The sequence below is a fragment of the Bacillus cereus group sp. BfR-BA-01430 genome (assembly GCF_022663115.1).
GTDB lineage: Bacteria > Bacillota > Bacilli > Bacillales > Bacillaceae_G > Bacillus_A > Bacillus_A cereus_BD.
In genome coordinates this window covers 202,613-215,783 of the sequence record NZ_JAKUEW010000002.1, presented here as the reverse complement: position 1 = coordinate 215,783, position 13,171 = coordinate 202,613, and the positions used below count along the sequence as shown (strand labels likewise).

Sequence of the window (13,171 nt, the reverse complement as noted above, 5' to 3'; positions counted from 1 at the left end):
GGATATACTTTAATTTGGGAAGTACTTATAAATATTAGCCTGATGATTCTTTCGTTTCTCTAACCGTTTTGCAAATAAACCTCCCTAATGCATTATGCATGGAAGGAAAGATTGTAAATATGACATCCATTGTTTTACGTAGTGGCATGGGGCAGATTATAAGCTTATTTTTATGGACTCCATTGATGGCGATTTTTGCAAGTTTTTGGGGAGACATCATTTTATGTTTTTTCATTTTTTGTGTTATAGCAGACTTATCAATATGAATTGCTTTTGCTGCATCAAATATCGGAGTTTCAACGAAGGACGGGCAAAGTGCGCTTACTTTAATACCAAACTCTTCCGCTTCATAATGAAGGGAGGTTGTTAAACCTACAATAGCATGTTTAGTTGTAGAGTAAGCTGAAGCTATAGGAGATGGACCAAGTCCTGCGGCAGATGCGGTGTTAACTATATGTCCAAATCCTTGCTCCTTCATGATCTTATATCCTATTTGAGTACCATAAATAACTCCCCATAAATTAATATCAATGATTTCTTTCCAGTTTTCTATCGACATATCATACAATTCACCGTACATAGAGATTCCAGCATTATTAAATAGATAGTCTAACCTGCCAAATTCTCCGTATATTTCTTTCATTACACGTTCCACACAATTGTAATCAGTAACATCTAAATACATAAATCTAGAAGTTAAAACCTCTTGGTTAAGCTTTTCTTCAAACGCTTTTCCTTCCCTCTTATTAATATCAGCGATAACTACAAATACATTTTGAGAGGATAATTCATTACAAATGGCTCTGCCAATTCCTGATGCGCCACCTGTTACAATGGCAACCTTTTTATTTTCTTCCATTTCAATTCCCCCATAAATTCATTTATTTTTGTCATTGAATGGTACTACTTTTATCGAATAAAAGTTGATCTATCATACATGCATATTCCTCTGCCACACACAAAGCACCATCACTATTTAAATGAATACCATCTAAAGTCAAATGAAGCCCTCGTTTACTGGATAATCGATCGATTCGTACTGGATTCTTATAAAAAAGGACATCCTTCATCACTGTCATAACACTTGTACTGATGTAGTCTGAACTGTGCACGTTAGCCAATCGTTCCTTAAATACTGACTGTATATCCAGAAAACTAACATTTAAATATTGTTTCGAGATATTTTCAATCATAGAAGACAAATCCCTTAACTCACAATTTGATTGATTGTTTAAATTTTCTCCGATTATTGCCGGTGAGACCACAACAACGTATTTTGAAAAAGGAATGACCATATTTAGCAATTTGCTGAAATAATCATTAAATTCTCGGTGATTTTCTACAATTGGTTTGGCTTGCACCTTCAACAATTTTGAATAAACATCATTAGTACCAATCCAAAGGAAAATTAAATCAAAATTTGATTCCAATTTTTTCTTCGATAATCGTGTATGCAAACTTTTAACCGTTTCCCCTGGTTTACCAAAGTTTAAAAATGTGATATTCGGATATTTCCGCTTTAATATATTAACAAAAGACACCCCTGGACGACCTTCAGTTAAACTGTCACCGATTAACCCAATCTTCATTTTCATTCCCACCTTTTTTTATGGATTTTAAAAAGATTGTAATCGCTTGGCTAAACAGAGGTTCTAGCATTTTCAATTCTTCTGTATTTGTAAGCTGGCATAAACCTCCAAGCCATGTTCCTAGTAATATAGTCCATTCATCTAGATTTCCATCTTCAAACTCATTTTTTTCGATTCCCTCTTGTAAAATTGCTCGATAAGTACTCATTGGTACAATTGCTAAATCGAATAATTTCTTGACCGATTCAGAACTAGATTTTGGGTTTGAAGCAAGCTCTTGGCCTGATTTTAATAAAGGCGTTTGGTAATTATAAAGGACATGAGTTGCCATACCGTATAGTTTTTCAGTTGCTGTGGAGTAAGTAGACTCTTTTGCTGCCCATTTTTCATACCAATTTTGCATAGTTTCTTGTGCTAAGAGAACAAATAATTGTTCTTTGTTTTTAAAATGATAATATATATGTCCTTTACTGTAACCAGAGGCTTTTGAAATATCTCCAACTGATGTTTGATTATATCCTTTTTGTGAAAATAAAAGAGACGCATGTTCCATAATTTCCTTTTTTGTAACTTCGCTATCATAACGCCTTTTATTCAAATAAATCCTCCTCCGTATCATTAGTACAGTCGTTCTAATTTAAATATACGTATAAGATTTAATTCTTGTGCAGATTATTAAAGAAATTTTATACTTGTCCTTTAAAAATAGGGAAAAATCCTAAGTGAAGTCCGATGGCATGTGGTACAAGTAGGTTTATAGTAAAAAAATAACTACAAAAATAAACATGTTAAACTATAGGAGTAGTTTAAATGAAGAAGATCAACTAATATTAATTACCATTTAGTGAAATATGTTTTTGCTAGTAGTATTGCTCAATCGCTGATTTTGCTAAGCATTGACCAAAAAATAAAAATGTGGTATGTTTACATTATACTATATATAGTATAGCACTTAATTCAATTGTATAAACTAAAAAGACAGGATGCGACCAACATCCCGTCTTAATAACTGCTACTGCTAAGGTGGTTGTTATTATTAGTTAGTTTCTTCTAAACCCACGCTTAGGCTTGCGACGGCGAAGTGTGGGTTTTTTGTTGTCCTTTTTTTGCAGTTGTTTTTTCAAGAAGTATGCTGAAGTTTCACGAACAACTGCTCTGGCAATCTCTTTTAAAAGTTCAAACAAAAATTCCATGTTATATCACCCCCTTTCCTTCCGAATGGAAAGAAGGGATAATAACAAGCCCACCTTCGCACGATATACAGTTATACCTCTATTTTACCATATTTCTACCCTCTTAAATAGCAAATCTCCTCAATTTAAAATCATTTATACTTATAGTTAAGAATAAATGATGAGAGATTTTAACATGATGGAAAAAATTCATTTCTAACAATTTCTAAAAATGATACATAAAAAATTCATAAGTTTTATAATACGTGAAATTAATATTGGCTCTTTTTTACCTTTAGCCCCCTTGTTTGTAGGTTCCTTAATCCACAATTTACCGGACTCTTCGTTAGTATCAGCTAATGCATCATTTGAAAAAGTTTTATATCTACCCTTTCCACCGCTCACCGCTTCTGATATACCATCTATAATATAAATTTTTTTGTTATTAATCATCCATTCCTGAAATATTTCGCGTGAATATAGGGCTCCTTGTGTCAATAAAAAAGCAACAGTTATAGTACTGAAAAGTAAAATTAAGCGAAATCTGGTAACCATCCACTTATTCATACTATCTCCTTTCTATTTTACAACCTGTAACCAGTTTGTTTGCTGTTGTGGTGGGTATCCAATTATAAGAGGAATAGCATCTGGTTCTTGTTTTCGGAAACCAGATTTAAAAAATACCTCTGAAGATACAGGTAGGTCATTTTCCGTAATTACAGACAATAATTGTAGTGCCTTATACAACTGTGAGCCGATTTGTAGAATACTATTATTATGAACGCAATTTACCCATAGCTCAAAAGAACAATCCTGTAGAAAACTGCTTGCATACCCCCGATTATTACTTCAATTAACCATTCTGTATCTGAACGCCATGTATAAGGGTTCCTACCTACTAGATTGAGATAAACAGCGTATCTATCACCTTGTGAAGGTTCATATTTTTTGGCACTTAATGTTCCTGTCCTTGCAGTTGCTCCCCAGTGAATAGCCCGAAATGCTTCTCCTTCGTATGGTTTTACCCCTATAATTTTTGTTTCGTTGTATAGAGGAGAAATGGTTGCTGCGCGGTACCCTTGTTGCCATCGCTTTGTCTCAGGAATATTAACCTTTGCAATTCTCGGATAAACATGAAATATAGGAGCCTGTTCATGTTTGTATGTAAGGTGTAACGCAATGAGGCGAAAAGGGTCACTCAGCACAATTTCCATCTGATCCCATTGCCGTTTTCCCCGCTGCTTAGCCTGTGCATATAAATCAACTACTAATATTAAACTTTCCATCATGATAATCCCAACCCACTCCTTACTTTTAATCCCAACACATCAGATAAAAGTTATGTATATCCCATATTAGCTGCAGCAAACAAAAAGGATCCCCCTTCTCTTAAAGGCCGATCCTTTTCTCCTTGTATGCAACTATTTTTACCTATTCTTGATTAATTAGAATAACAGCTGGTCCATCTACACGAATTCCACCAACTTCGATTTTTTCGTAAGGCTCAACAGTAATGGAAATAATGCCTTCCCGCTTCTTTAATTCATTACTTAATTCTTTTGTTAACATTTTTTTCATGTGTGTACTCCTTCTTACTGCTTAATTTACTATTGTTATGTAAATGAAATTTAAAGTGGTTTCCTAGTTTGGAAACCACTTTGTAGTTGAGCATATGGTGTTACCAGTTCGTTTATCAATTTTACGTAAAGAAGATAGACGATTACTACTCACTCTCTCAGTAGATGTAAGAAATTCTTAAAGGTAGCGGTGAGATTGATTGTTTTTTCTTCTAGAAATAATGACTTAGATAGTATATTACCTAAAACAATGAAAGCCCTGCCTCTCTTTCATCCTTACGGCTCCTTGTCCGTGCCAGTGTGAATCAGGATTGCAAAAATCAAGTGACTATTTAATCGAGTTATTTGATGAAACTTCGAACGTTCGTAAAAGAAATTTAAAAATAAAAATGGATTAGATTGAAGTAATAACAAAAGAGGTACCTACTCTAAAAGTGAGTTGAAGAAGTTGAATGTCTTTGAAATGATTTAATTCTAATAATCATTATATTCCCGAAAAATTCAAGATATTTTCGGGGGGGGTTAATACATTATCTATAATGAATCTTAACAGAAACTTTTTATTTGATTTTCAGTGATCCCTTTAATTAATCTTAGTTCACTAATCAAAAATTCATGTGCGTTATCCAACATTTTTTTTTCGCTTGTATTCAGTGCCTTTTCTTTCTTCATACGCATTAAATCACGTACAACTTCAGCCCCTTCTTGTATTTCACCCGTTTTTATTTTGTCCATGTTCACTTTATACCTTTGTTTCCATGGCAATAATTTATCTGATTCTCCATGCTGAAAAATGTGTATAATGTGTTTTAATGCAAGTATATCAGTAACTGGGCGTATACTCGAACTTAGTATTTTACCCATAGGAATCATGACTTGCATATTACTGATTGACATTTTTATAACATAATACTGTTGTTTTTTTCCTGAGAATTCCTTTTCTTCTATGGCTTCAATTATACCTGCTCCGTGCATTGGATAAACAATGTTATCGCCAATTTGAAACATATAATCCACCTCCATATATGCTAACCTTCTTAACCTTAACATATATGTGATTTTTTATCAAATATTTTATAATATCATAAAATTATTTTTGTCGTCAACCACTTTTTTAACAAAAATGAAATTAAGTAAAAAACACCCCCAAAACAATAGGGAGTGTGTCAGATTTCCCATAAAGGGAAGGGGAATTTCCCCGCTTATATTCTAAAATCTATACTCATTAACGTAGATCGGTTTCCCCTTGAAAACGACCAAATCGATCCCGTATTTTTTTCAATCTTGTGTGGTATTCCAAAATCTCAATTCTTGCTTTTTCAGCTAAAGGCGCAATTGGTCGTAAGTCTTTTAACCCCCAATAATCAACCACTACATCCAGTACTTGATCAAAATATTGTAGTGGTCCATAATTCGCTTCTTTTGCAATCACAGCCATTCTATTTTCAAAATCAGGCATGACGGCACCTGGCATTTTAAAATTCTTAATCACATTGGCAATATGATAGCAATAATTAGGTTCCAATTCCAAATGTGTTCGAATGACATCTCGATAAAACGCATAATGAAGAGTCTCATCTTTTGCAAGACGGCGTAATAATGTAGCAAGATCTGGATCATGCTTACTTGCAACCTTAGCGACGTTATTGTAAAACACCATCGTTGCAAGTTCTTGTAGCGTCGTATACGTCATTGCTTCGATTGGTGTATGAAAATCAGGCTCAAATCCACCCTCAACGACTGACTTTCTTAATTCATGTATTCGTTTAGGGTTCACACTTCGAGTGAGTAGTAAATATGTCTCCAATAAATTCGAATGTTGATCCTCTTCTGAGGTCCAAGTATGAATAAAGTCTGTAATAACAGAAAGAGATCCTTTAAAAGTTGCAGATAAATACGTTGTAAACCATGGTAAATTCACTTCTGTTAATAAAGCTGTCTCAATGGCCGTAATTACACCAGAAGGAAGAGTAACTTGACTTTCATCCCAAGGAACTCTTTTAAAGTCTATTCCCTTATCCCATGGTAAAAACTCATGATAACCCCAGTCTATCTTCTTCGCTCTTATTTTATGTTGTTCATACAGTTCTTTTAAACGTGGTTCTAATCGGAAATCTAAATCATTTGTTAGCATATAAGTGCCCCCTTTTCTTACCATGGATATTCATCCTATTTTTATCCTTAAAAATTTTCTACAAATAAATATTACTTTCCTTTTTTTAAATCAAGCATAATAAATTTGTAACAAAACTCTTTAAGAGCGCTATATTTTTATATGATTTTTTCATATAAAAAGGGGGACTGTTACATATATTTTCTTTTTTATAAAATAGATACTGAGGCATACAATATGTTAGTTAGCCTAAATAAAAAATTAACCTCAGTAAATACAGAATAACATTCATGGATGAAGATACTCGTCATGTTATAAATCTTCGTGAGTGTAAAAAGGTGCATGCTTGTAAAGAATCGTTTTATAATAAAGATAGATAGTGTTTTATACACACTAACAACTTATTTAGATGTAAAATCCAATATAATCCAAATAACCGGAATGATCTCTTCATTTAAGCTGTTAATGTTAGTAAATAATTGTTCTAATACAAAGTCTGGGATGTAATCAATTTGATCAATGGATTTTTTCTGAAGTTTCGGGAAATCTTCTCTGAAGATTAACATACGTACATCAGTTTGAGGGGCGATGTCGTATTTGTATAGTTATATATCATTCAAGAATTTAGAAGTTATGGTTAGGGACTTATACATATAGTGCTCAGGATGTGCATTCTTATTTTTTAAGTTTTTTTACAACATTTCCGTAACCATTGGATGTATCCTTCTATGTGTTTGCGCTTTAATTTTTTAATATCTATCCATGTAGATTCTTGCCGTATCTTTTTGTTTTACAAGTCGTACTTCTCCCTCTTTCATTGAGCCAAAGATTGATGAATGTTATTAATAGTTTTAAATACTGCCCGACTCCTTTAAATGCGGTATATACGTTCCATTCACCCCTGAAAATATGTTGATAAAATATATATTTTACTTCGAGATTGATTGAAGGACTTTTAAATGAAAAGGAGATATTTTTAAACTTACTCTTTAAACTCATATACCTATGTAATGAATCAGTAAATTGTTTTATTTCACAAACACGTTCAACATCCCACATATCATTAATCAAGAAATACGGATCTTGAATTTGTTGTATTACTACTGAACCATCTTCATGAATAGTTTTCTCTGGATATGTTAATAATTCCTGTTGTAATGTTTCTCTCCATATTTTAAATAATGTTTCCTTTCATTTCATTCGTCATTACTTCTTTACTATTTTTCTAGTATCTTTTCGTTTTCCTATTAGCAACAAAGGCTACGCTCTCCTTTTATTATAAATGATGTTACTCTCCTCATTGTAACTTTAATTCCATCTCATTGATTTTTTATTAATACATATACAAGACAGTAATGATAATAGAAATACAAAGAGAATAATATACAATTGTTTTGGTTCAATGCTATCAAAATAAAGACTCATAATTGGATATGACCAAGGGAATAGTATCCAATAGTTTGTATGAGAGATAAAAAAGCTACCAAGTCCGCCTATAACCCCTACTAATAATGAAAGTAACGGGATTTTATAAAATATTATATTTATTAAAAAATGTAGATTCACAATAATTAAAGAGCTAATCACCATAAAAAGTATAGATAAACTTAAACTTTGATAAACAGTCCCGAGATTATCAACCGTTAATACTATAGGTATGCTAGATATGACTAAAGCACATATTAAGTAACAAAAAGTAATTATTAAGCAAAACAAAAACTTATTACTTAATATAGTTTTTAAAGTGATTCCATGATAAATAGCCGACATATACCCTTTCCTTCTGAATTCGTTTACAAAAGAAAATGACACTAATAGACCTATCGCAATAGGTAAAAATAACCTACAAAAAAGGCTTAGAATCGCTGTATGCATAGCAACGCCATCTTTTAATTGAGACAATACAGTTAGAAAAACTTGAAAACTAATTGGTATCAACAAAAATACTAGTAACAGGATATACAATCCATTATGAAGACTTTTTTTATATTCACCTAAAATGCCCAATTGTTTCACCCTTTATTATTCATATGTATAATATTTAAAACTCACAGACAATAACATAATTACTAAAATATATATTGAAGAACTTACAAGATATAATAAAATAGTTATTTCTTTAATCATTACGTCACTTACTATATTCAATGCATAAAATATTGGAAATGTCTTTGTAAATATTAAAGGGAATAATCCATATGTTACGATGAAAAAAATCCAAATAACTGACAAGGATGCCGCTAGAATTCCCTTTTTTATAATTAAATGAAAAAGCAATTGAGAATATGGTATTGCTAAAGATAAAATGGTACAAAGTATCAACATTTTAAAAAAATAAAGTATGGATATTTCATAACCATTTATAAAAGTATAGATACCCATAACCGAAAAATTTAAAATATTAAAGATCAAATAGAACAATATAAACAATATATTTTTAGCTACTAATAACTTAAATTTTGAAATAGGTTTTGTATAAATAATAGCCCAAGTACCATATTTATTTTCAGAAGAAATGATAAAATACCACATACACGCAGAAAAAATGCTTAACGTTAGTGTATTAAAGTTTACTGTAATTGCTATAAGATTAGTAGGTTGAAACATGTCGGGATTATTCTTGTTAAAAATAAAATAACTTATACACAAAAAGCTTGATAATAATGAAAAAAACAAAGAAAATAACAATAATTTCCTCCCATTAATTTTCCTCATCTCACTATTTACACTTTTAAAGATAAATTGCATTATTGTAGTAACTCCTTTTGATTAGTTAGAGATAAAAATACTTCCTCTAATGTTGGCTTTTTAGGGCTAACTTCAAAAATGTCTATATCATTTTTAATTAATATTCTAGTTAAATTAGGAACGCGATCTTGATTTATTATTAGTTTGAATACTCCTTCTTTCTCTATGCTATAAGGTATACCCTCTGTATTTAAAATCCTTTCTGTGGCAGCAGTATCATTAACATGAACAATATATTCTTCAGAAGTAATAATACTGTTTAACTTCCCTTCATAGAGTAAGCTACCCTTATGTAGTAATGCTATGTGATCTGCTATCATTTCAATTTCAGCTAAATTATGACTAGAAATAAATATAGTCTTCCCCTCATTTTTTACTAAATGAAGTAATAAACGCCTTATCTCATGTACTCCCTCTGGATCTAATCCATTTGTCGGCTCGTCAAGAATTAGTATTTTAGGATTATTAAGAATAGCAAAGGAAATGCCTAGCCTTTGTTTCATTCCTAAAGAAAAATCTTTAACTTTTTTATCTTTTGCTTTATATATTCCTGTAGTTTTTAATACTCTATCTATTTCATCTAAAGGTTTATTAATCATTTTCTGTACATAGGCTAAATTTTCATATGCTGTTAAATTAGGGTAATAAGTAGGCGAATCAATAAAACAACCCACATTTTCAAATAATTCTTCTTTCCATTCTTTGATATCTTTGTTATTAAATAATATCGTTCCTTTATCTAATGGAATTAATCCTAATAACATTCGCATTGTTGTTGTTTTTCCTGCACCATTTGGTCCAATAAAAGCATATAAACTTCCTTCAGGAACAGATAAGTTTAAATCCCTTACAATGGATTGATTTGCAAAAGACTTTGTTAAATTTTTAGTTTGAATTGCCAGTTTCATTTTGTTCCTCTCTTTCTCATCCCCGAATAAAATTAAGTCTCCATTAAATTTTTGATATATTGGATATTCTATTTTTAAAATCTCTATCATCTATAAATATTTTACCCTTATCGGGAGTATGCATTTTTAATAATAAGTTAGCCAAAGTGGATTTACCGCTACCACTTTCTCCTACAATAGCAATACTTTCATTATTTTTAATGTTCAAACTTAAGTTTTCTATCATTTTTTTGTCATCAAAACTAAACGAGATATTATTAAATTGAATTGAGCATCCAAGAATATTTCCTCCAGTTCCTAATCCATCTTTTTCCATCACCTCATCCAAGATGTCTAAAGTTCTTAATAAAAGTGGTTTAATTGAATTCCAATTTAAAATTGATCAATTGTTGAAACCGGTTTTATTCTTCAATATATGAGTCTATTGCAAATTGACTTGTAAGCTTATTTTCTATACATAAATTAGCTGTAATTTTTAAAGTATCTACAACATCATCGATATCATAAGGATATTGATGGATATTTCCTTCTATCATCACCTCATCATTAATTAAATCTATTGATATTTCTAATAATATCGCTTTAGTTTTAACATTAACAACATGCACTTTAAAAAGTTTGTTATCTAAATCTATAGTAATGAATTTATATTCATACACTAATTCTATTTCAGCATAACTTGTAATATGTTTTCCCTCCATGTATTCGCTCCTTAAAAGTATTTATATATTTATCTATCTTTTCTTCAAAAAAGAAAATCCTATGCAAGTAATTATTAGTAGCTGATTTAAATAATTCGACAGATAATTTATTCAGGTTTGACTAGTTTCTTTTCTTTGTGAAATTTTAAAGTATCCCTAAATATACCCGGAAATTTAGCGACTTGTTCAATTGTATATATATTAAATCCCCTTTCTTATTCATATATTTTTTCATTTTGTGAGTGTAAAGGAAATTCCATAACGACTTTTAAACCTTTTTGATTTTCGTTGTTTGTTAAAATAAGCTGTCCTTGATGAGCTTGCATAATTCTTGCTACCATCGGAATGCCTAGACCGTGCCCTTCTTGAATCGTTTGTTTTCTTTTTGAAGAATAAGGTAATTCGGTAATTCCAGCTATTTTTTCATTTGGAATTCCTTGTCCATTATCTTGTACAATAAAATGATATGTAGAGCGATTTTTTGATAAAGCGGTTTCAATTATAATTTTACATCCACGCGGATTATGCCGGATACTATTTTGAACTACATTACTAATTGCTCGAATCAATAATTTTTCGTCTCCTCTAATTTGAGCCCCGTCATCCTTTAATTTTAATTCAATCTGATATTTATCATCTAATCCATTATTTAAAAAATCAGTTGCAACCTGTCTTGCTAAAACGGATAGACGAATAGTTTTTAAATGTAAAGGTTGCATTTCATATTCAAGCATAGAAACAAGATTTAAATCGCTCACAAGCGATCGTAATTTCTCTCCTTGATGCCGCATAATACCTGCTCGTTCTCTCTGCTCCTCCGCCAAGTCTGAATCATCCTCCATTTCACTTGCATAACCAAGAATAATAGAAAGCGGCGTTCGAATATCATGAGAAATTCCCGCAATCCAGTTGGAACGTGCCTCATCTCGCGCTTTCAACGCAGCTGTCTTATTTTGAAGCTTAGTCGCAGCTGAATTGATGCTTTGAGCTAAATCACCGAATAGACCTTTGGAATCTAGCTGAACGACTTCTTCTTTGGCCAGTTTGTGAATCCCTGACACAAGAGGGCGGATTTTTCTTATAAGACGCGTACCAATCAACATAGAGATGAATACAGTTATTCCTATATTAAAGAGTAACAGCAGGAGAAGTCTCAGCGGCATTGACTGAACCGAATCAGAAAGGAAATGAAGTTGATATTTCCAATGACTCTTCTTTGGATATCCTACTACTAGTAGCCCATCTTGATGTTCCCACGTATAGACAGGATATTCTGAAAGATAATAACGCGAAAACTTAGCAATATCCGCTATTTTGTAAGAGCTAGGTACATCTTTAGGCAATTGATACTTCCATTGTACTTGCCCATTTTCACCAATTAACATCGCCCAAGCGCGATTATTTTGTAGACTCTTTACAGCTTGTTCATCAAGTTGATAATTTTCATCCTGCTTGTTTAATCCTTCATTTACTTGCTTTAGCATATCTTTTGGGGATGAATCTAGATTCATTTCTTTAAACATCATTATACCTAATAAAACAAAATTAAAAATCAGTAAAAATATAGAAATACATATCGTTGTCATTGCGAATCTATGTAATATACGAATAATCCCTCTCAATTAATGCGTCTCCTTCAATAGCAATTTATACCCTAGTCCTCTCACCGTAAGAAGATAAGTCGGTTTGGAGGGATCCGGCTCAATTTTTTCACGTACGCGCCTCATATGGACCATTAATGTATTTTCGTAACCGTAGCTATCATCTCCCCAAACTGCTTGACATATAGCGTCGCTTGTCACAATTCGACCTCGATTCTCATATAACTTTACAAGAATAGCATGTTCTTTTGCTGTTAATGGCAGTTCTTTTTCGTCTCTATACACAACAGCGCTTTCTAAGTCTACAGTTAGTTCTCCTAATTGGAAGATGGATAGACGCTCTACTACAGGAGAAGAATAGACTCGTTTTAAAACAGCGATAAGACGTAATACGAGTTCACGTGGTAAGAACGGCTTCACAATATAATCATCTGCACCTAACCCTAATCCAAGTAACCGGTCCTCATCTTCTCCTCGTGCAGATAGAAAAAGAACCGGCATATTTGAGAACTGTCTAATCGAAGATAAAAGTGAAAAGCCGTCACCATCAGGTAGCATAACATCAAGAATAACGATATCTGGCCGATCTACACGGCAAAGCGATAGAGCTGACGTACAATCAGCAGCACTAAAAATCCGGAAAAATCCCTCTTTTCTTAAGAATCTTTCAATCATGATTCTCATTTCTGGTTCATCATCTACAATTAAGATTTTTTTATCTTTTAAATTTTCCATCTTGCATCACCTGATTTTATTATACAT

At 32.0% G+C, this 13,171-nt stretch carries 15 protein-coding genes and 2 pseudogenes; all 17 read right to left on the bottom strand.

All coding sequences use genetic code 11. The features are described from left to right. Positions 1-34: 34 nt before the first annotated feature. Positions 35-859 (bottom strand): SDR family NAD(P)-dependent oxidoreductase, encoded by an 825-nt coding sequence (locus MR058_RS05505; protein WP_242143022.1) that lies wholly within the window; start codon positions 857-859, stop codon positions 35-37. A 31-nt stretch (positions 860-890) separates the two neighbouring features. Then, the gene (locus MR058_RS05500) at positions 891-1,589 is read right to left on the bottom strand and encodes an SGNH/GDSL hydrolase family protein (protein ID WP_242143021.1); all 699 of its coding nucleotides are present in this window, start codon (positions 1,587-1,589) and stop codon (positions 891-893) included. Then, a complete protein-coding gene (locus tag MR058_RS05495; RefSeq protein WP_242143020.1) occupies positions 1,567-2,187 on the bottom strand; it encodes a TetR/AcrR family transcriptional regulator in 621 nt (206 codons plus the stop codon). Before MR058_RS05495 ends, MR058_RS05500 begins: the two co-directional genes overlap by 23 nt. A 442-nt stretch (positions 2,188-2,629) precedes the next feature. Then, positions 2,630-2,782 carry a hypothetical protein gene (locus tag MR058_RS05490; protein WP_242143019.1) on the bottom strand — a complete coding sequence of 51 codons (153 nt, stop codon included), beginning with the start codon at positions 2,780-2,782 and terminating at the stop codon, positions 2,630-2,632. A 195-nt stretch (positions 2,783-2,977) separates the two neighbouring features. Then, entirely contained in the window at positions 2,978-3,328 is a 351-nt protein-coding gene (locus MR058_RS05485; protein ID WP_242143018.1) for a hypothetical protein, read from the bottom strand. A gap of 12 nt (positions 3,329-3,340) precedes the next feature. Next, positions 3,341-4,032 (bottom strand): annotated as a pseudogene (locus tag MR058_RS05475) (DUF58 domain-containing protein); the annotation flags it as partial. Positions 4,033-4,192: 160 nt separating this feature from the next. Beyond that, a complete protein-coding gene (locus tag MR058_RS05470) occupies positions 4,193-4,339 on the bottom strand; it encodes a BC1881 family protein (protein WP_000738547.1) in 147 nt (48 codons plus the stop codon). A gap of 545 nt (positions 4,340-4,884) precedes the next feature. Further along, on the bottom strand, positions 4,885-5,346 hold the full coding sequence (locus MR058_RS05465; protein ID WP_242143015.1) for a CarD family transcriptional regulator: 462 nt from the start codon (positions 5,344-5,346) through the stop codon (positions 4,885-4,887). Positions 5,347-5,563: 217 nt separating this feature from the next. Beyond that, the gene (locus tag MR058_RS05460) at positions 5,564-6,472 is read right to left on the bottom strand and encodes an acyl-ACP desaturase (protein WP_242143014.1); all 909 of its coding nucleotides are present in this window, start codon (positions 6,470-6,472) and stop codon (positions 5,564-5,566) included. A gap of 380 nt (positions 6,473-6,852) precedes the next feature. Further along, on the bottom strand, positions 6,853-7,017 hold the full coding sequence (locus MR058_RS05455; protein ID WP_242143013.1) for a hypothetical protein: 165 nt from the start codon (positions 7,015-7,017) through the stop codon (positions 6,853-6,855). 742 nt (positions 7,018-7,759) lie between these two features. Further along, the gene (locus MR058_RS05450) at positions 7,760-8,458 is read right to left on the bottom strand and encodes an ABC-2 family transporter permease (RefSeq protein WP_242143012.1); all 699 of its coding nucleotides are present in this window, start codon (positions 8,456-8,458) and stop codon (positions 7,760-7,762) included. 15 nt (positions 8,459-8,473) lie between these two features. Next, positions 8,474-9,199: an ABC transporter permease gene (locus MR058_RS05445; protein WP_242143011.1), complete on the bottom strand. Its 726-nt coding sequence runs from the start codon at positions 9,197-9,199 to the stop codon at positions 8,474-8,476. Continuing rightward, the gene (locus MR058_RS05440) at positions 9,199-10,107 is read right to left on the bottom strand and encodes an ABC transporter ATP-binding protein (RefSeq protein ID WP_242143010.1); all 909 of its coding nucleotides are present in this window, start codon (positions 10,105-10,107) and stop codon (positions 9,199-9,201) included. Before MR058_RS05440 ends, MR058_RS05445 begins: the two co-directional genes overlap by 1 nt. A gap of 70 nt (positions 10,108-10,177) precedes the next feature. Next, positions 10,178-10,489: pseudogene (locus tag MR058_RS05435) on the bottom strand (ATP-binding cassette domain-containing protein); the annotation flags it as partial. 19 nt (positions 10,490-10,508) lie between these two features. Next, positions 10,509-10,808 (bottom strand): protein Dhp61, encoded by a 300-nt coding sequence (dhp61, locus tag MR058_RS05430; protein WP_242143009.1) that lies wholly within the window; start codon positions 10,806-10,808, stop codon positions 10,509-10,511. Between the two features lie 215 nt (positions 10,809-11,023). After that, entirely contained in the window at positions 11,024-12,430 is a 1,407-nt protein-coding gene (locus MR058_RS05420) for a sensor histidine kinase (RefSeq protein WP_242143008.1), read from the bottom strand. Next, positions 12,431-13,144 carry a response regulator transcription factor gene (locus MR058_RS05415; RefSeq protein ID WP_242143007.1) on the bottom strand — a complete coding sequence of 238 codons (714 nt, stop codon included), beginning with the start codon at positions 13,142-13,144 and terminating at the stop codon, positions 12,431-12,433. It lies immediately after the preceding gene. Positions 13,145-13,171 lie beyond the last annotated feature (27 nt).